This window comes from Acidocella sp. C78 (genome assembly GCF_907164655.1).
In genome coordinates this window covers 90548-108761 of the sequence record NZ_CAJQZK010000006.1, presented here as the reverse complement: position 1 = coordinate 108761, position 18214 = coordinate 90548, and the positions used below count along the sequence as shown (strand labels likewise).

The following is an 18214-nucleotide window of genomic DNA, read 5'->3' as shown; positions in this document are numbered from 1 at the left end:
CATTCGGAAAGCATACGATCACCGATCCGCCCGGATTGAGGTGGCGAAGATGCCTTGACAGCACCGCCCAGGGATCGGCCATGTGTTCGAGCACGTCGCCATAAACCAGAACGTCGACGCCATCTGACAGGTCGAAAGGAAAGTCTTCTGTCTCGATGTCGCAGAGGGCAACATCGGTCAGCCGTGTGCGGGCCAGTTCGAGCGCCGTTGCGTCGGCGTCGACACCGAGGACACGGGCGCGCGGGTTGAGCCGGAGGTAGGCGGCGCCGAGAGCGCCGCCACTGCAGCCGACATCGACGACCGTTCGCGCATCCAGCGGGATGGCGGCAAGCAACTCGGGATTGGCAAAGTCCGGATAGGCGCCAGCCATCGCGATTTCCGGCTGCGCGGCCGCGGCAGGGGCCGCGGCGATCAATTCACTCATCAAAATACTCCCTGTCCCGCTCAAATTCCGGACCGGCGGCAAAATGTGAAACGCCGCCACGGCCCACGCCATGATAAACAAAGCCGGCGGCACGAATTGCCTCCGGATCAAAAATATTCCGCAGGTCGACAATCAGTCGTCCCTGCATCCGCGCCGCCAGCCAATCTGGCGAGAGGGCACGGAATTCGTTCCACTCGGTCAGCACGACCAGAATCGCGGCACCGTCAATCGCCGCGGTAGCAGTTTCGGCATACCGAACCGAGCTTGGCAGCAACGGCTTCGCCGCTGCCATCGCTGCGGGATCATAGGCGATGATTTCGCCGCCGTCATCTGCCAGCGCCTCGATTGTGGGAATGGCGGGCGAGTCCCGCATGTCGTCGGTCTCGGGTTTGAAGGCGAGGCCGAGCACGGCGACGCGCATGCCGCGCACCGAGCCGCCGGCGGCATCGAGGATGCGGCGCCCGAGCCCGGCCTTGCGCGCCTCGTTCACCGCGACCACGGCCTCGGTCAGCCGCGAGGGGGCGCGGGCGTCCTGCGCGATGCGAGCTAAAGCGAGCGTGTCCTTCGGAAAGCAGGAGCCGCCGAAGCCGGGGCCGGGATGCAGGAATTTCGGGCCGATCCGCCGGTCGAGCCCCATGCCGCGGGCAACGCCGTGGACGTCTGCCCCTAGAGCCTCGCAGAGATCGGCCATTTCGTTGATGAAGGTGACCTTCATCGCAAGAAAGGCGTTGGCCGCGTATTTGATGAGTTCGGCGGTCTCGAGGGTGGTGATCAGGATCGGCGTCTCGATCAGGTTCAGCGGGCGATAGAGTGCGCGCAGAACCTCGCGGGCGCGCTCGGTCTCGGCACCGACGACGACGCGGTCCGGCCGCATGCAGTCGCTGATCGCGCTGCCCTCACGCAGGAATTCCGGATTCGAGGCGACGTCGATCGTGAGGTCGGGGCGGCGGGCCGCGGCGAGGGCGGCAAGGCGGCGGCCGGTGCCCACCGGAACGGTCGACTTCGTGACAAGCACTGTCGGGTGGTCGAGTGCTGCCAGCACCTGCTCGGTGGCGGCAAAAACATAGGACAGGTCGGCATGGCCGCCGCCGCGGCGGGCGGGTGTGCCCACCGCGATGAATACAGCCTCGGCTCCGGCGATGGCCTCCTCAATGTTGCCGGTGAAGCCAAGCCGGCCAGCGGCGCGGTTGCGCGCAACCAGCGGATCGAGCCCGGGTTCATAGATCGGGATCTCGCCGCGATGCAGCCGGTCGAGCCGCCTTGGGTCGGTTTCCGCGACCATCACGCTCACACCGAATTCGGCGAAACAGGCCGCCGAAACCAGGCCAACATAGCCGCCGCCGATGATCGCGATTTTCAACACGTTCAGCTCTCCTGACTCGCCTTGCGGTTGTTCTGGCAATCATGCGCGCGTGAGGCAATAGGCCGTGCCGTGCGGAATCAGGGCGGTGCCACGCCACGTTCCCAGTAGGGCGGTGTGCCGAGATAGGCGGCAAAGCCGTCGATGAAGGCGCGGACCTTGGGTGGAACCACCCGCTTGGGCGGGTAGACCGCCCAGATGAAGCGCTCGCCGGGCCAGAACATCGCCAGGTGATCGGGCAGCAGCCGGACCAGTTCGCCGGTGCGCAGCGCCGCCCCCGCGATCCAGCCCGGCAGCAGCGCCGCGCCGAGCCCGGCGCGGGCGGCGGCGAGCAGAGCCTCGCTGTCGTTCAGGCGGAGGCGACCGGCAAGCGGGATGTCGTGCCGTTGTCCTGCCGGATCGGTCAGCAGCCAGCGGTCATGCTGCTGCAGGGCGAAGAGGAGATGCGGCAGGCGGGCGAGATCGTCCGGGGTGGCGATCGGGCCGTGCCGGGCGAGCAGGGCGGGCGCGGCGCAGAGGACCCGGCGGTGCGGCGCGAGCTTGCGGGCGATCAGCCGGCTTTCCTCCAGCGCGCCGATGCGGATGGCGAGATCGGTTCCGGACTCGATGATGTCGACCACCGTATCGCTCAAGGTGATGTCGATCCGGATGTCCGGCCAGGCGGCGGCGAAGCCGGGCATGAAAGGCATGACGTGCAGCCGGCCGAAGGCGGAGGGAACGTTGAGGCGCAAAAGGCCTTGCGGTCTTGCGTTGAGATCGGCGGCGACGGCGCGGGCCTCGTCGAGTTCGGCGAGCACGCGGCGGGCGCGTTCGAGAAAGGCGAAGCCGATCTCGGTGAGATGCAGCTTGCGGGTCGAGCGGTTGAACAGCGCGGCGCCGAGCTCGGCCTCAAGCGCCGCGATGGCGCGCGAGACCGAGGAGGGCGGCAGCCGGGCCTCGCGCGCGGCGCCGGAAAAGCTGCCGAGCTCGGCGGCGCGGACGAAGGCGCGGAGGCGGGCGAGTTCATCCATCGGGCGGGCGGGCGGGCTTGTGCTGGAGGGACAAAAATGAATTGCGATTTCTGCCTCTACAGCACGGACGGCGGCGGGCGCAAATGGAATCGGGCGATGAGGAGTGAGGGACATGCGCCGGATTTCGGAATTTCGGACGAGGGGATTTGCGCCGGCGGTGCGGCTTGCGGCGGGATTCGCGGTTGTGCTCGGCTGTCTCGCGGCGGGAGGCGCCGTGGCGCCGTTGCTGCCGGTGAAGCTGCCGGGGGCGCTGGTGGGCATGGTGATGCTGGCGGCACTGCTCGCCGCGCATCGCGGATGGGTGGCGGTGGCGGCCGGTGAGGCGGGGGCGCTGCTGCTGCGCCGCTACGCGCTGTTCTTCGTGCCGGCGGGCGTGGGAGTGATGACCAGCGCCGGCGCGCTGCGGACGGCCTGGCCGGCGGTTTTGGCGGCGCTGGTCGTCTCCTCGCTGCTGGCGCTGGCTGTGACGGGGCTGACGATGCGGCTTCTGATCGGGTTGCGGGCTTCGGTGCCGCGGGCGGCGTTGCCGGCGGGGTGCGGCCATGAATGAGATATGGAGCGGCACCTTGTCGGGACTCGGGTTTGCCGCCGCCACGGTGCTGGCCTTCGAGGCGGCGCTGTGGCTGGCGCGGCGGGTCGGGCACCCGGTGCTGAACCCGACTCTCGTGGCGATCCTCGCCGTGATGGCGGGACTGGTGGCGGGGCACGTACCTTATCCGGTCTATACGCGCGGGGCGGCGCCGGTTTCCTGGCTGCTCGGGCCGGCGACAGTGGCGCTGGGCGTGCCGCTCGCGCGTAATCTCGGCGCGATCGCGCGGGACAGCCTGGCTGTTCTCGTCTCGCTCGCCGCCGGTGCGCTGACCGCGGCGATTGCGGGGCCGCTGGTTCTGGTTGCATGCGGCTGTACCGGCGCACTGGATCTGGCGATGGCGCCGAAGGCGGCGACAACCCCGATCGCCATGGCGGTGGCGCGCGAGATCGGTGTGGCACCCGCGCTCGCGGCGGTGTTTGCGATCGCCGGCGGGGTCATCGTGGCAATTGCGGCCCGGCCGCTGCTGGGCTGGCTCGGAATCGAGGATCATCGGGCCTTCGGTCTCGCGGCGGGGGTGGCAGGCAGCGGAATCGGCGCTGCGGAAGCGGTAGCGCGCGATTCGGAAGCAGGCGCTTACGCGGCCCTCGGCGTCGGGCTGACGGCGGTGGCGACCGCGCTGGCGGTGCCTGCGCTGGCGGCGTTGGGGGTGGTCTGAGCGGGCGTGGAAAAGGGGGGGGCAGGTTCCCATTTGTCGTGGCGGTACCGGCGGTTAGGCAGCGTGGACAAACCGCGGGGGGGGGGATTCCCACGACACGGTGAGAGCCGGACCGAAAAAGATAGTTGAGCGATTTCAGTAAGTTGTGATTCAGTTCGTTTGCGAAGACGGACGGAGACACGATGACCTGGACTGAAATCGCTCGGCGACGATATTGCCGGGCCGGATTGCGCTACGCAAGCGACCTCACCGACGCTGAATGGGCCATGATCGAGCCGTTCATGCCCGCTCCGCAGCATCGAGGCCGACCCCGAAGGGTGGCGCTTCGAAGGATTGTGGAGGCCATCTTCTACATGCTGGCAACCGGCTGTCAGTGGCGCCAGATCCCGAAGGAATTCGCTCCGTTCACCACCGTGCAGGGGTATTTCTACCGCTTCTGTCGTGACGGCACGTTCGATCGCATCAATCACGTCCTAGTCATGCAGGCGCGGGAAATGGCCGGACGCGAGGCTTCGCCCACAGCCGGTGTGATCGACAGTCAGTCGGTCAAGACCACCGAAGCCGGCGGGCCGCGCGGGTTCGATGCCGGAAAGAAGATCAAGGGCCGCAAGCGCCACATCATCACAGATACAATCGGCCACCTCGTCGGTGCCGTCGTTCATCATGCCGGTATTCAGGACCGCGACGGGGCGCCCGACGTGCTCAAATCCGTCAAATCCCTGTATCCCTGGTTGCGGCACATATTCGCTGACGGCGGTTATGCCGGTCCTAAACTCAATGGACGCCTCGCCAAAATCGGCAAATGGACCATACAGATCGTAAAGCGCTCCGACGCCGCGAGCGGGTTTGAACTCCTGCCGCGGCGCTGGGTGGTAGAAAGAACCTTCGCCTGGCTCGGCAGATGCCGACGTCTCGCAAGGGATTTCGAGGCCACCGTTACCAGCGCCACCGCATGGCTCTTCCTCGCCCATATCCGCCTGCTCACACGAAAAATCGCCCGTCACCGATAGTCGCACTACCATTCAGATTCGGGCTCTGAGATGTGATTCGACACTGACTTCTGGAGCGGAGGTCAGGGTTGGTTCGTGGATTGATGAGTGACGAGGAATGGGCGTTTTTCAGACCGTTTCTGGCTGAGCCTGGAGCGGCAGGGGGCCGACCGCCGTACGACCATCGCCGTGTGCTGGACGCGATTTTCTGGATTGCCCGAACCGGCGCTCCGTGGCGGGATCTGCCGTCGGAATTCGGAAGATGGAACTCCGTGCACCGACAATTCCGGCGCTGGACCGCAAGCGGGGTCTGGGACGTGATGCTCGAAGCCCTGGCCGATAGCGGTGGGCCGGCGGATACCTTGCAGATGATCGACAGCACCATCGTCCGGGCGCACCATTGCGCCGCCGGCTTAAAAAGGGGACTCAGAGCCAGGCTCTTGGTCGTTCTCGAGGTGGCTTCTCGACCAAAATCCATCTCCGAGCCAACGCCGAGGGGCTGCCCATAGGCATCATCCTGAGCCCCGGCGAGGCTCACGACAGCACGGCTTATGCCGACCTGATGGATGAGCGCGACAGTGATCCCGGCATCCTGCTGGCCGATCGGGGATATGACAGCGACGCGATCAGGCAGGACGCACGCGACCGCGGAACAATCCCCGAAATCCCGACCAAGAAAAACCGTCGTATCCAGCATTCCGTCGACCGCCCCCTCTACGCACTACGAAATCGCATCGAGCGCGGCTTCAACAAACTCAAGAATAGCCGCCGGATCGCCACCAGATACGACCAAACCGCCAACAGCTTCCTAGGTTTCACTCTCCTCGTCTCAATCCGCCTCTGGTTCAGGTTTGTCCACGCTGCCTAGTATATCAGTATTTATTAAAATTTTTCATTAAAATAAAATCTAACATAATTTTAGTACTTTGTTCCCATTTTAAAAAATTTATTTTAGAAGAATTGGGCAAAGACCCATGCTCGTAATCATGAGTCCATCTTCGAATTATATTTTCTAATTTAGAAGAATTACTTCCTGAAAAATAGAAGGCATTATCGCCTGCAACCTCTCGGAAAACAGGTATATCACGTGCAATTATCGGCATATCACGCATAGCTGCCTCAATTAAGGGCAACCCAAATCCTTCATTTATACTTGCCGCGATTAGACAATCGCAAATTTTATATATATTTTCTAATATATTATCGTCTGGTGATTCTATCCAAATTAGACGACGTTGAAATTCAGGGTGTTTACGTATGCGCACGGCAGGAATGTCGGTCTTCCAGTCAGGCCTTCCAACTATGACAAGTTGAATGTCCATTCCAGACGCCCAGAGATGCTCAAATGCATCAATTACTTGCCCATGCGCTTTTCTTAACTCAATTGTACCAACCATTAAAAATTTTAAATTCTTTGTATTTAAATTGTATTTTTGTAAAATATTAAAAATTTCATATCGATTTTTCTTTAATGAATGAATATTTGCTCCAAGATGCGCCCAACCTAATTTAATTTCATGATTTTTTTGAAAATGAAATAAATTTAACCAGTTACGAAGATCGTTCATTACAGTCTGTGATATAGCGAGCAAACCATGCGCATTTGATATAGTTTCAAGCCAAACTCTATGATTTTCAGTGACAATTGGCAATGTCGTTTCAGGGTGAAGCACCGGCATCAAATCATATACAGTAAATACAATCTTAACACCTATTTTTTTCCAACTAAAAATTTGATTTTTATTTAAAATAGTCGTATATGTTGATAAATCAAGACCCCAGAATACATCATTTTTCCAAACTTCTACTGGATCATCGTAAAGTGAACCTGGATCAAAACCAAGAAATTTTGCTGTAAAACGGCGAGCATAGCGATATCCGTGCGATGATCCTGCATATACTGGCTCAATTCGATATCCAAATAATTCATTTTTAAATAGTTCTATAAGAACTTCACGAACAACTCTTTGTATTCCTGTGTTAATATCTATACGACAGATTGCCGATACATCGACAAGAAGCTGACGATGTCTGATTTTATTTAAATTTTGTGAGAACGGAAATTTTGATGACATTTTTACCATTTTATATAAATTATTATCATTTTTTATGGTGGATTGGGAGCATAGAGAAAATTTTTAATCCAATACTCTAGATATAAGAGACGCCGCTAGTATCTCAATATCTGCCTGCTTCGCTGACTGCAAAGCCAAATCACGCATCCGATATCGGTCTCTTTCTGACAGTTCAATAGCCTTAATCATGGTTTCAAGCATACTTTCTGTATCGCCAGCATGATAAACAAGTGAATTTTCTTCTGGTCTAATAAAATCAAGAAGGGCGGGCAGATCAGGAACGATTGTAGGACGACCAAAACCATGCGCTAGAGACAAAGTTCCCGATGTCAACGCGCGCCGATAAGGAAGTATAACAAAATCAGCTGATTTTATTACATATTGCATGACCGCATCTTCAATAAATCTAGGTATAATGTGAATACAATTCTCTATAGTTATGTAACGTTCTTCAAAATATCCACCTCTTCGTCCTGCAACAACCAGGCGCGCTTGAGGAAATATTGAGTTAAGAGCAATAAAACTATTAAATAATTTATCTATTTCTTTATTGTTATTATTATTTCCAACAAAAGAAAATCCAATAGTTGATTCTTCAAATTCAAAATATTTTTTTGCTGCACTTTCATTAATATCGTTTGGATACGCTACCGCGATATTTGGAAAATATGAATTAATTATTTTTTTTTCATTTGCGCCAATATTTAATACTAAACTTTTAGCGGTGTAAGAGTGCACATGAATAGTATCAACAATTTGCGCTATTGCTTCTCTCAAGCGCGCGTAAAGATTAGGAAACCTGCCATCATGTGGTACGTCGTCATGCACAGTCCATACGATATGGCCGCCTTGTGCTTGAAATGCAATAAATTTTTCTAAAATTTTAGATATTGCTGATGATGCTTCGATTTCGCTATCGATATCAAAATACAATAAATCTTCCCAATTCAAATGAAATACAGATCGATGGGATTTAATTATATTTAACGCAATATCAATTGATCCATTGTAAACATTCACTGTTTTTTTTAATGCATTTTCTAGTATCTTCTGATAAGGCTTGCTGCCACGATATTCAGACGAAAAAATCCAACTAAGTTTTTCATTTTTCATGGTAGAATCCGGATATTTCTGGTGGCTCAAAGTGATTGTGTATATTTATATAACTTGATAATTTATTTTTTATTAAAAAATTTATTTTTATAAATCAGCATAAAGACACATCAGCGGCCGACCCTTGATGCCTTTGATCCCCCGAATCTGAATGGTAATGTGGCAGTGAACCGCCCCGGGTTTACCGGAGGCCATTTGGGTTAAGCTAAGCGGCGATCTTCATCTGGTCGAGTGTGGCGAAATATCGTTGTTCGGCTTCGGCGGGCGGGATGTTGCCGATCGGCTCGAGAAGGCGCCTGTGGTTAAACCAGTCGACCCATTCGAGCGTTGCGAACTCGACGGCTTCCAACGATTTCCACGGCCCGCGACGACGGATGACCTCGGTCTTGTAAAGGCCGTTGATGCTCTCGGCGAGAGCGTTGTCGTAGCTATCGCCGACACTGCCGACGGACGGTTCGATGCCGGCCTCCATCAGGCGCTCGGTGTATTTGATCGAGACATACTGGCTGCCCCGATGGCTATGATGGACGAGACCGCCGCTACGTACCGGGCGTCTGTCGTGAAGAGCCTGTTCCAGGGCATCGAGGACGAAACCGGCATGCGCGGTGCGGCTTACCCGCCAGCCAACGATACGCCGGGCGAATGTATCGATGACAAACGCCACATACACAAAGCCTGCCAGGTCGCGACATAAGTGAAGTCGGAGACCCAGAGCATATTCGGCGCCGGCGCCTGGAACTGGCGGTTGACGCGGTCCTGTGGGCAGGGTGTCGCCCTGTCGCTGATCGTCGTCCTGACCGGCTTGCCGCGGATCACGCCCTGCAGGCCGATGATCCGCATCAACCGCTCCACCGTGCAGCGGGCAACAGCGCATCCTTCCCGCTGCAACTGCCGCCAGACCTTGCGAGCACCGTAGACCTCGAAATTCTCCGCGAACACGCGCCGGATATCCGCCTCGAGCGCCTCATCCCGCCGGGCCCGTTCTGACCGCCTCTCGGGGTTGGCCCGCTTCGCGACATGCTCGTAGTAGGTCGATGGGGCGATCGGCAGGACCCTGCAGATCGGCTCGACCCCATAAGCCCCGCGGTGATCATCGATGAACGAGATCATGGTTTGAACCGGCGGTCGAGCTCCGCCTGGGCAAAATATGCCGACGCCTTGCGCAGGATCTCATTCGCCTGGCGAAGCTCGCGGTTCTCGCGTTCCAGTGCCTTCAGCTTCACCGACACTTCCGACGGAACACCAGGCGAGCGGCCGCTGTCGCGATCCACCTTCTGCACCCATTCACGCAGCGTATGCGGTGAGCAGCCAAACCCGACTTAAACAGTCAAACCCGGAACGATACGGTATCGTAAGTTGAGATCTTTGATTTCACTCGAGATTTTCGTAGGCACGTCGGGATTTTGCAAAAACGTGGTGCTAAATAATTGCGCAAATTGCTTCTTTTAACTTGATTTATGATTGGTTTTCGGCTGCCAATTCGGCATGTTCGTGCGCGAGAAGCGAATCAACGGCTACAGCTACCTTTATCTGGTCGAGAGCGTCCGTGAGGACGGGCGCAGCAAGCAGCGCATCATCAAGAACCTGGGCCGGAAGGAAGTCGTCCTGGCCGATGGAGGTCTCGACCGCCTCGCCGCCTCGATCGCGCGCTATGCCGACCGTGCCTCGGTCCTGGCCCAGCTGGCGGCAGGCAATCCGGACGGGCTGAGCTGCAAGCGGATCGGCGCGCCGCTGTTGTTCGGCCGACTGTGGCAGGAGAGCGGGATCGCTGCTGTGTTCGAGGAGCTGCTGGCCGGGCGGCAGTTCGAGTTCCCGGTCGAGCGCGCGGTGTTCGCCACCGTGCTCCACCGGATCATGGTCTCGGGCTCGGATCGCGCCTGCGACAAATGGCTCGAGGATTACGACATTCCCGGCACCGAGGAGCTCGGCCTGCATCACCTCTACCGCGCCATGGCCTGGCTCGGCGAAGAGCTGCCGGACGAGGAACAGGGGGATGCCACGCCCTTTGCGCCACGGACGGTGAAGGATCTGGTGGAAGAGCGTCTCTTCGCCCGACGGCATGATCTGTTCACCGACCTCTCGGTCGTGTTCATGGACACCACCTCGCTGTATTTCGAAGGTGCCGGCGGCGAGACGCTGGGCGCGCGGGGCCACTCCAAGGATTACCGCCCACAGCTCGCGCAGATGATCCTCGGCGTGGTGATCGATCAGGACGGAAGGCCAATCTGCACCGAGATGTGGCCAGGAAACACCGCCGATGTCTCGGTGCTGGTGCCGGTGATCGACCGCCTGCGGTCGCGCTTCGGCATCGGCCGGGTCTGCGTCGTCGCCGATCGCGGCATGATCAGTGCCGCGACGATCGCCGCGCTGGAGGAGCGCGGGCTGGAATACGTGCTCGGCGCAAGGGAACGCACCGACCGCATCGTCCGCGAGGTGGTGCTGGCCGATGAGCGCCCCTACACCCCGCTCTGCCTCGAGCGCGCCGGTGGCGACGAGACCCAGCTCTTCATCAAGGAGGTCAAGGTCGCGGGCAAGCGCTATATCGTCTGCCGCAACGAGGCGGTGGCCATCGAAGAGGCCGAGACCAGGCGCAAGGTGGTCGCCGCCCTCGATCGTCAGCTGACGCGCGGCGATAAGGCGCTGATCGGCAACTCCGCCTATCGCCGCTTCCTGCGCCCGGTCAGTGACGCAAAGCCCGGCCGCAAGCACAAGCTGTTCGAGATCGACGCCGGCAAGCTCGCCGAGGAAGCCCGCTTCGACGGCGTCTTCGTGCTGCGCTCCAACGCCCGGATTTCACCGCTGCAGGCGGTGATCCGCTACCGGGACCTGCAGAATGTCGAACGGCTGTTCCGTGTCGCGAAGGCGACAATGCGCACCCGGCCAATCTACCATTCCTCCGACGCCGCCATCCGCGGCCACGTCTTCTGCTCGTTCCTCGCGCTGATCCTGCACCAGGCGCTCGACGAAAAACTCCGCCGGGCCGGCAAGCGCGTCGAATGGGCCGATCTCCTGCGTGATCTCGACCGCCTCCAGGAGGTCACCATCAGCAAGCGCGGGCAGCAGATCGTCCTGCGCACCCCAGCAACCAACTCGATCGGGCCGATCTTCAAGGCCGCCGGCGTCGCCCTGCCAGCCAACGTGCGAGACGCATCCGCTTCCTGATCCAAATCCTCCCGAAAGCCGCAGGGTGTGGTGCTAAGAAACCACGCGCCCACAATACATGGCTGTTTTCATTGGACTATTTTCAGGTCGCTGTTCAAGTCGGGCCAAACTTCGCGGCTATCGACACCATCGCCGCCCACCGCGAGGGATGTTCGCCCTCGTGCTCCAGCACCATCCGCACCGCCCGCTCGCGGACTTCAGGAGAAAACTTGTTCGTCGTCGGACTCGTCATGGCTCCATCCTATTTGGGAGTTGGAGCCTCCGGTAAACCCAGGGCGGTTCACGCATCGCCATGGTGGACAGCACCTCGGTTCGGGCACATCGCGCGGCCGCGGGCGGTAAAGGGGGGCGCAAAGCCAGGCTATCGGCCGGTCGAGGGGTGGACGGACGACCAAGATCCACGCCGTCGCGGATGAGCAGGGGCGCATCGCCGCACTCCTCCTGACGCCGGGACAGGCCTCCGACATCAGCGGCGCCAGGGCGCTTCTGCCCACAATACCGCCACCAGAAGAGCTGATCGCCGACAAAGCCTACGACGCCGATGACCTGCGCGCCTTCCTCACCCGCCAAGGCACCAGGCCCGTGATCTCGCCCATGCCCAACCGCCGCGCCATTCCGCCCTTCGACCCCGTCGCCTACAGAAAGCGCAATCTCATCGAACGCGCCTTCTGCAGGCTCAAGGACTGGCGCGCCATCGCCACACGCTACGACAAAACCGCACGAAATTTCCTCGCAGGTATCTGCCTCGTCCTCGCCGTCACATCTTGGATCAGTTGAGTCCAGAACCTAGTCGAATAGGCTCTTAACGGGGTAGTCTTTCAATCATCTCTGTAATCAACTGAGCATCTGCTGATACTGGAAGAAATGGAAAAAAAAGAAGTGGTAGATCACGCATCTTAGGATTATTTGCTTTATCTAAAGGTGATGGATATACGGTCGACGAAGCGCTTCTTTTGACCAAATTTGTGCGTATAAAACTTAGCTCAAGAACGCTAGCTATTGTAAATCCTTCCACTATATATAAAGGCATACAATTATTGCCATGTACATGAAAAAGTGTAAATTGTTCGTTTATTAATTGAAGTGATTTTCGAACCTTCATATTAAAATCTGGATTTAAAATACGCTCAAGAAAGTGAATTTCTAAAACAATTTGATCAAATATAGATAATATTTCATGACTAATAGTAGAGAAAATATCCCATTCACCACCTTCAATATCCATCTTTAATAGCATAGATTTTTTATTATTTGGAATATTATCAAGATGATCAATTAACGGTATACATTTTGGTATTTTTTCATTCTCACCACAAATTCCTATTCTTTTAAAATTGAATCGTTCATGAGTTTGCGGGCATTCGTTAACGGTATGGTCATGTAAAAAGACATTTGCGCCACGTTCTGCAAGGTCAAACTCAAAACTTACATCCGGCCCTACGCCAAATGAAATTACGTTTTCGTTTAACTCTCGATCAGCAAGGACATAGCCGCCATCTCGCTCATTGCCAAACCTCACTTTTTTCAAATCAATATCAAATGGACGGAGAAGAGATAGTGTATTAAAAATTTCATTATAATTATTGATTATAGAAAAATTATTTTTTATGAAATTATTATCATTCATAATACCATTGTAAAAATTATTATTATAATTTTCTTGATTTTTTTCTAAAGAATTGAGAAAAATGTCCCATTGTTTTGATATTGTATTGATGCTAAATCTATTTATAGCATCGCTACGTCCTGATTTACTAATTTTATTTGATAAATTTTGGTCATTTAATAAAGAATATAAAACATCACGGGATTCTCCAATTGTTCGACAAATAAAACCGTTGCTTCCGTGCTTAATAAATTTTTCAATCTCAAAATAGGGACCGCATCTTTCCGGGGGGGCATATACAACAAGAGGCACGCCCATCATCCAAGCTTCTATAAAATTTAAAGTGTAAGGAATATTAAGTCCAGATGCGTAAAGATATACTGCAGCACCTCGATAAAATTCGATTTGGTCTTTTGGATCTAAATATCCTATTGAGCATGGAAATCCATCATTATCTATTCCACCAAGAATATTAGGAAATCCATCTGTTATCGAAATGTAATCAGAAGCATCTAATGGATATCGTTGTTTATAATTATTTGAAAAACTTAAAATAAAACCATTTTTTCCATTCCAATTCGAGTATAAAAGTGGATCCTTGCCAAATCTTATTATTGCGTCTTCGCCACAATAATAAGGTACTTTTTTCTCAATTTCTGAATATCTAATAATTTTTAGACCATTTTCGCGATATTTACGAATTTTTATTTCAGAATAATCTAATTTTTGGCCTATAGTACGCCAAATAACTTGTATATTACTAAATAATTCCCAGTTATTTATAATAAAATCAACATCATCCATAACGATTACAACATCAAACAAATCAATAAATGATTTCTTTAATTTTGCATATCTTGTGAAAAAATTAAATTCACATCCCATCTCACGAAATTTTTTGTAAAAATCAAGTTCTTCTAAGTTAAATTCGATATGAGGACGAAAATTTTGTACTGCGCCACGATCATTATTGACGCCAAGGACGCAAACGCTATGCCCAAGAGATTTAAACATACGTACTTCATCATCTTCTAGGATATGATGAACTGAATAGTACAGAATTTTCATCTTCACTCCTTGAGATATATAGCATTTTTTAAACGTTAACAAATCATTTATTCGTTGTATGATTTTATCATGAATGTATGAACACAAAGATAAGAGTCGTGTGCATACTGAGGTGGACTCTTTGGTGTGGACCACTGGGGGCGGGATTTAAGATGGAAGCTGATTGTCCGTCGTCAGAACATTTGGCGCAGATTGCGGCGTAGATTAGCGGAGAGGGGGCCTCGTCTGGGGGTTAATGCTAGGCGGCAAGCTTGCGGTGTTGCAAGCGCCGATGTTCGATGGTCTTCCATTTAATCCTTTCGTGCTGCTTGATGATGGCCGGGGCCCTGCCGAAGTAGGCGTCTGCGGGCGTCACGTTGTTCAGGCTTTCGTGATAGCGCCGGTGGTTGTAGTTTTCGACGAAGGCCTTGATCTGGGCCTCGAGGTCACCGGGCAGGAAGTAGTTTTCCAAGAGGATGCGGTTTTTCAGGGTCTGGTGCCAGCGCTCGATCTTGCCCTGGGTCTGGGGTGGTCTGAGTGAACCGCCCTGAACCGCCCTGGGTTTACCGGAGGCTCCAACTCCCAAATAGGATGGAGCCATGACGAGTCCGACGACGAACAAGTTTTCTCCTGAAGTCCGCGAGCGGGCGGTGCGGATGGTGCTGGAGCACGAGGGCGAACATCCCTCGCGGTGGGCGGCGATGGTGTCGATAGCCGCGAAGTTTGGCTGCTCACCGCATACGCTGCGTGAATGGGTGCAGAAGGTGGATCGCGACAGCGGCCGCTCGCCTGGTGTTCCGTCGGAAGTGTCGGCGAAGCTGAAGGCACTGGAACGCGAGAACCGCGAGCTTCGCCAGGCGAATGAGATCCTGCGCAAGGCGTCGGCATATTTTGCCCAGGCGGAGCTCGACCGCCGGTTCAAACCATGATCTCGTTCATCGATGATCACCGCGGGCTTATGGGGTCGAGCCGATCTGCAGGGTCCTGCCGATCGCCCCATCGACCTACTACGAGCATGTCGCGAAGCGGGCCAACCCCGAGAGGCGGTCAGAACGGGCCCGGCGGGATGAGGCGCTCGAGGCGGATATCCGGCGCGTGTTCGCGGAGAATTTCGAGGTCTACGGTGCTCGCAAGGTCTGGCGGCAGTTGCAGCGGGAAGGATGCGCTGTTGCCCGCTGCACGGTGGAGCGGTTGATGCGGATCATCGGCCTGCAGGGCGTGATCCGCGGCAAGCCGGTCAGGACGACGATCAGCGACAGGGCGACACCCTGCCCACAGGACCGCGTCAACCGCCAGTTCCAGGCGCCGGCGCCGAATATGCTCTGGGTCTCCGACTTCACTTATGTCGCGACCTGGCAGGGCTTTGTGTATGTGGCGTTTGTCATCGATACATTCGCCCGGCGTATCGTTGGCTGGCGGGTAAGCCGCACCGCGCATGCCGGTTTCGTCCTCGATGCCCTGGAACAGGCTCTTCACGACAGACGCCCGGTACGTAGCGGCGGTCTCGTCCATCATAGCCATCGGGGCAGCCAGTATGTCTCGATCAAATACACCGAGCGCCTGATGGAGACCGGCATCGAACCGTCCGTCGGCAGCGTCGCAAACGGCAATCCGCCGCCGCCCGCCCCGACCGACGCCGAGCCGCCGGAACCGCAAGCGCCGCACCTTACCATGTCAGACGTTACGATTGAGAAAATCGCAATGACGCTGGCCGAGGCCGCCCCTAAAGGCGTCATCATTGCACGCGATGAGTTGAGCGGCTGGCTCTTGGGCTTGAATACCTACAACGACGCGGGCCGCCAATTCTGGCTTGAGGCGCATGGAGGCCGCCCCTTCCGGGTGGATCGGCAAAAGCTGGCAAAGCCGGTCATCATCCCGCGCCTTGCCGTATCCGTCATGGGCTCTACCCAGCCGGAGAAGGTGGCGGAGATGTTCCGGCAACCGGACGATGGGCTGTTGCCCCGGTTCTGCTGGTTCTGGCCGGATCAACGCCCGTTTCGCCTGAGCCGCGCCGCGCCCGGCATCGAATGGGCAACCGAAGCCCTCGACCGGCTGCGGATGCTCGACCTCGCCCGCGATGATGAAGGGATTGCGCGCCCGGTCTATGTGCCGCTGGCCGAGGCCGCCGTTGCCATGATGGAGCAATTCGGGCGGGACATGCAGGACCGGCAACAGGAGGCCGGTGGATTGCTTCGCTCGACCTTGGGCAAGGCGCGCGGCCTGGCGCTGCGCCTCTCCCTGGTGCTGGCGATGCTGCGGTGGTGCGGAAAGGGCGGGTTTGACGCGCCGCCCTCGACCATTTCCCCGGACGATCTGGCCGCCGCCTGTGACCTGGTGGCGGATTACCTCATCCCGATGGCCGAGCGGGTTTACGGTGACGCAACCGCGACCGAGCCGGAGCGGAACGCCGCCACGCTGGCCCGGTGGATACGCAAGGCCCGCCCCGAGGCCGTTCATGTCCGAACGCTACAGCGCGAAGTGAGGTTGTCCGGCCTGAACAACGCCGCCGCGATCCATGCCGCCGCCGAAGAGCTGATAGAGGCGGATTGGCTACGCCCGCCGCCGCCTCAACGTGGTTTCCAGACCCGTCCGAAGGCAATCTATCCGGTCAACCCGCCGATTGTGGACGGTGCATCGTGAGCCGGTGGAGCGCCCGATATCGCGCTCTCTCTATAGCGGACACAGTGGGCACAGTGGACACAGTGGACACAGTGGGCGCGGAGACCCGAAAGGGCCGCCACAGAGTCCACACAGTCAACAGTGTCACTAAGGGAGATATCGCGAACGATACCGAGCGACCGATCCCCTGCACCCGCTGCGGTGCCGCATCCGATCCTATCGAGGTGGTGAATTTCGATCTCTGGCTATGTGCTGCATGCTGGCCGGGCGATCCGAACGACGCCGCCCATGACGCGACCGAGCGCGCCGCGATCATGGCCGAGGCTGGGGGAGGCCCGGCGGCGGAGGTGCTGCATCATCTGCCGGTCTCATGGGCGGACCCAGCCATAGCCCAACACCGGGCGCGCGGTGCCGGTGCTGCCGGGGTGCGTCATGGTGGTGCGAGGCGGAGAGGCGAAGGGCTAGCTGGCGCTGCATGGCGTGCCACCCGCCGCACGGTGCCGGGCCGGTGCGGGTGATCGAGACGTGACCGGCAAGCGAGGCCAAGGGCAAGGGCCAGCGAAGGGACGCGGCACCGGCAACCCCGTCGCACCGCCGTTCGATAAGACAACGGGCCGTATCGCCACCCTCCGGCGTGCTGAACTCTATGAAATGACGCGCGGCAAGGGTGGCAGATGGGCCGGTATCCGCCCCGCGCTGCCCCGCGCGCGCGTTCTGGTCACGGTGGGTAATCCGCCCCACCCTTACCTGGGGTCAGGTTTCTAGCGCACCCCCAGCACCGCCGCGCGCGGGTCCAGCCCATGCCCCCCAGTGACGCCCGCCGAAATCGGGGCGATCCTGTCCGCCGCCGGGTGGAAGCATCTCCAATGGCGGGAGAGGCGCGGAAATCCTGCAATCCGGGTGCGAGGCTACAAGGCTGGATCACTGCGGTCAGTGATCGGGCCGCCGTGACCGATCACCGCCGCGCGCGGGTTCAGCCCATGCTCCCCGTGACGTGGCGATGAATGAAAGGCAACGCCCTACGCGCGCGTAGGGTCGCTGTTTTAACAGGGGAAAAGCAGGGGCCGCCGTCATGAGCGGGGCCGCGCCCGGTGCGGACTGCGGACAGGTTTTGCGGACCTGCGCCTAGCGAAAAAAAGAGCGGGCGAAATCCCCGCCGGGCGATTGGCTGGGGAGGGACCCAAAGTTGCCGGGCATGTGCGACCTGGCCCGCCTGATCCGCGACCGGCGAGGCGGCGAATCCAGAGCAGCGGAAACGATCACGCAACCGTGATGCTGAGGCCGAAAAAGCCTATGATCCGGGCTGGTAGTATCAGGCTGGTATCGGGCGGATTTTCCGGCTTGTAGGGAAGTCTCATAAGCCATTGAAAAACCTGGCGGACCCGGCGCGATTCGAACGCGCGACCTTTGCCTTCGGAGGGCAACGCTCTATCCAGCTGAGCTACGGGTCCAATGAACTTCGCATAGCGCGGATCGGCCTGGGGCTCAATGCCTGTTGGCGCTGAACTATGTGGTTGCACGGGGGCCACCTGTGGCAACGATAGGCAGCGGTGCATTTTGGC

The 18214-nt window shown here is 57.1% G+C and carries 12 protein-coding genes, 1 tRNA gene, 5 pseudogenes and 2 other annotated features; of the genes and pseudogenes, 8 read left to right on the top strand and 10 right to left on the bottom strand.

Going from position 1 to position 18214, the window contains the following annotated elements:
- From ACIDOCELLA78_RS000000102385 to ACIDOCELLA78_RS000000102375, 3 genes are all read right to left on the bottom strand, one after another.
- Positions 1 to 424 (bottom strand): bifunctional 2-polyprenyl-6-hydroxyphenol methylase/3-demethylubiquinol 3-O-methyltransferase UbiG (locus tag ACIDOCELLA78_RS000000102385; RefSeq protein WP_201728219.1); only part of this gene is annotated, 424 nt, incomplete at its 3' end.
- A complete protein-coding gene (locus tag ACIDOCELLA78_RS000000102380) occupies positions 417 to 1784 on the bottom strand; it encodes a UDP-glucose/GDP-mannose dehydrogenase family protein (RefSeq protein ID WP_249675436.1) in 1368 nt (455 codons plus the stop codon). The genes ACIDOCELLA78_RS000000102385 and ACIDOCELLA78_RS000000102380, both read right to left, overlap by 8 nt.
- Before the next feature lie 80 nt (positions 1785 to 1864).
- Positions 1865 to 2794 carry a LysR family transcriptional regulator gene (locus ACIDOCELLA78_RS000000102375; protein ID WP_201728217.1) on the bottom strand — a complete coding sequence of 310 codons (930 nt, stop codon included), beginning with the start codon at positions 2792 to 2794 and terminating at the stop codon, positions 1865 to 1867.
- A 112-nt stretch (positions 2795 to 2906) separates the two neighbouring features.
- On the opposite strand from ACIDOCELLA78_RS000000102375, the gene ACIDOCELLA78_RS000000102370 reads away from it, so the two are divergent.
- The 4 genes from ACIDOCELLA78_RS000000102370 to ACIDOCELLA78_RS000000102355 all read left to right on the top strand — a co-directional run bounded on the left by ACIDOCELLA78_RS000000102370 (position 2907) and on the right by ACIDOCELLA78_RS000000102355 (position 5898).
- Entirely contained in the window at positions 2907 to 3344 is a 438-nt protein-coding gene (locus tag ACIDOCELLA78_RS000000102370) for a CidA/LrgA family protein (RefSeq protein ID WP_201728216.1), read from the top strand.
- Complete coding sequence (locus tag ACIDOCELLA78_RS000000102365) at positions 3337 to 4041, top strand: LrgB family protein (RefSeq protein ID WP_201728215.1); 705 nt, start codon at positions 3337 to 3339, stop codon at positions 4039 to 4041. The genes ACIDOCELLA78_RS000000102370 and ACIDOCELLA78_RS000000102365 overlap by 8 nt, the downstream gene beginning before the upstream one ends.
- 182 nt (positions 4042 to 4223) lie before the next feature.
- Entirely contained in the window at positions 4224 to 5051 is an 828-nt protein-coding gene (locus tag ACIDOCELLA78_RS000000102360) for an IS5 family transposase (RefSeq protein ID WP_201727504.1), read from the top strand.
- An 83-nt stretch (positions 5052 to 5134) separates the two neighbouring features.
- A protein-coding gene (locus ACIDOCELLA78_RS000000102355; RefSeq protein WP_201728214.1) for an IS5 family transposase occupies positions 5135 to 5898 on the top strand; the annotation gives its coding sequence in 2 pieces (ribosomal slippage) (positions 5135 to 5444 and positions 5444 to 5898; 765 coding nt in all).
- Between the two features lie 4 nt (positions 5899 to 5902).
- Here ACIDOCELLA78_RS000000102355 and ACIDOCELLA78_RS000000102350 read toward each other — a convergent pair.
- The 3 genes and pseudogenes from ACIDOCELLA78_RS000000102350 to ACIDOCELLA78_RS000000102340 form a co-directional block, all read right to left on the bottom strand.
- Positions 5903 to 7114, bottom strand: a complete 1212-nt coding sequence (locus ACIDOCELLA78_RS000000102350) for a glycosyltransferase family 1 protein (RefSeq protein ID WP_201728213.1) — start codon at positions 7112 to 7114, stop codon at positions 5903 to 5905.
- Between the two features lie 54 nt (positions 7115 to 7168).
- Entirely contained in the window at positions 7169 to 8218 is a 1050-nt protein-coding gene (locus ACIDOCELLA78_RS000000102345) for a glycosyltransferase (RefSeq protein WP_201728212.1), read from the bottom strand.
- A 205-nt stretch (positions 8219 to 8423) separates the two neighbouring features.
- Positions 8424 to 9510: pseudogene (locus ACIDOCELLA78_RS000000102340) on the bottom strand (IS3 family transposase).
- Positions 9254 to 9370: a sequence feature (AL1L pseudoknot), on the bottom strand. Its footprint overlaps the pseudogene before it by 117 nt.
- 193 nt (positions 9511 to 9703) lie before the next feature.
- On the opposite strand from ACIDOCELLA78_RS000000102340, the gene ACIDOCELLA78_RS000000102335 reads away from it, so the two are divergent.
- Positions 9704 to 11380 (top strand): IS1634 family transposase, encoded by a 1677-nt coding sequence (locus ACIDOCELLA78_RS000000102335; protein WP_201727475.1) that lies wholly within the window; start codon positions 9704 to 9706, stop codon positions 11378 to 11380.
- Between the two features lie 103 nt (positions 11381 to 11483).
- On the opposite strand, the pseudogene ACIDOCELLA78_RS000000102330 reads toward ACIDOCELLA78_RS000000102335, so the two are convergent.
- Positions 11484 to 11612 (bottom strand): annotated as a pseudogene (locus ACIDOCELLA78_RS000000102330) (IS3 family transposase); the annotation flags it as partial.
- Positions 11613 to 11743: 131 nt separating this feature from the next.
- Between ACIDOCELLA78_RS000000102330 and ACIDOCELLA78_RS000000102325 the strand changes: the two are divergent.
- Positions 11744 to 12157, top strand: coding sequence for an IS5 family transposase (locus ACIDOCELLA78_RS000000102325; protein ID WP_201728226.1), 414 nt, complete (start codon positions 11744 to 11746; stop codon positions 12155 to 12157).
- A gap of 25 nt (positions 12158 to 12182) precedes the next feature.
- On the opposite strand, the gene ACIDOCELLA78_RS000000102320 is transcribed toward ACIDOCELLA78_RS000000102325, so the two are convergent.
- Positions 12183 to 14054: a glycosyltransferase gene (locus ACIDOCELLA78_RS000000102320; RefSeq protein WP_201728211.1), complete on the bottom strand. Its 1872-nt coding sequence runs from the start codon at positions 14052 to 14054 to the stop codon at positions 12183 to 12185.
- 238 nt (positions 14055 to 14292) lie between these two features.
- Positions 14293 to 14562: pseudogene (locus ACIDOCELLA78_RS000000102315) on the bottom strand (integrase core domain-containing protein); the annotation flags it as partial.
- Positions 14563 to 14632: 70 nt separating this feature from the next.
- Here ACIDOCELLA78_RS000000102315 and ACIDOCELLA78_RS000000102310 point away from each other — a divergent pair.
- Both ACIDOCELLA78_RS000000102310 and ACIDOCELLA78_RS000000102305 read left to right on the top strand, forming a co-directional pair.
- A pseudogene (locus ACIDOCELLA78_RS000000102310) lies at positions 14633 to 15638 on the top strand (IS3 family transposase); the annotation flags it as partial.
- Positions 14917 to 15032 (top strand) — a sequence feature (AL1L pseudoknot). (Overlaps the previous pseudogene by 116 nt.)
- 39 nt (positions 15639 to 15677) lie before the next feature.
- Positions 15678 to 16673, top strand: a pseudogene (locus tag ACIDOCELLA78_RS000000102305) (DUF3987 domain-containing protein); the annotation flags it as partial.
- Positions 16674 to 18026: 1353 nt separating this feature from the next.
- Here the strand turns inward: ACIDOCELLA78_RS000000102305 and ACIDOCELLA78_RS000000102300 are convergent.
- Positions 18027 to 18103, bottom strand: a tRNA-Arg gene (locus ACIDOCELLA78_RS000000102300).
- Positions 18104 to 18214 lie beyond the last annotated feature (111 nt).

Excerpts from the sequence above, each read along its gene's own strand:
- ACIDOCELLA78_RS000000102360 (WP_201727504.1), top strand. The coding sequence starts at position 4,224 with ATGACCTGGACTGAAATCGCTCGGCGACGATATTGCCGGGCCGGATTG.
- ACIDOCELLA78_RS000000102345 (WP_201728212.1), bottom strand. The coding sequence starts at position 8,218 with ATGAAAAATGAAAAACTTAGTTGGATTTTTTCGTCTGAATATCGTGGC.
- ACIDOCELLA78_RS000000102320 (WP_201728211.1), bottom strand. The coding sequence starts at position 14,054 with ATGAAAATTCTGTACTATTCAGTTCATCATATCCTAGAAGATGATGAA.
- ACIDOCELLA78_RS000000102350 (WP_201728213.1), bottom strand. The coding sequence starts at position 7,114 with ATGGTAAAAATGTCATCAAAATTTCCGTTCTCACAAAATTTAAATAAA.
- ACIDOCELLA78_RS000000102370 (WP_201728216.1), top strand. The coding sequence starts at position 2,907 with ATGCGCCGGATTTCGGAATTTCGGACGAGGGGATTTGCGCCGGCGGTG.
- ACIDOCELLA78_RS000000102375 (WP_201728217.1), bottom strand. The coding sequence starts at position 2,794 with ATGGATGAACTCGCCCGCCTCCGCGCCTTCGTCCGCGCCGCCGAGCTC.
- ACIDOCELLA78_RS000000102365 (WP_201728215.1), top strand. The coding sequence starts at position 3,337 with ATGAATGAGATATGGAGCGGCACCTTGTCGGGACTCGGGTTTGCCGCC.
- ACIDOCELLA78_RS000000102335 (WP_201727475.1), top strand. The coding sequence starts at position 9,704 with ATGTTCGTGCGCGAGAAGCGAATCAACGGCTACAGCTACCTTTATCTG.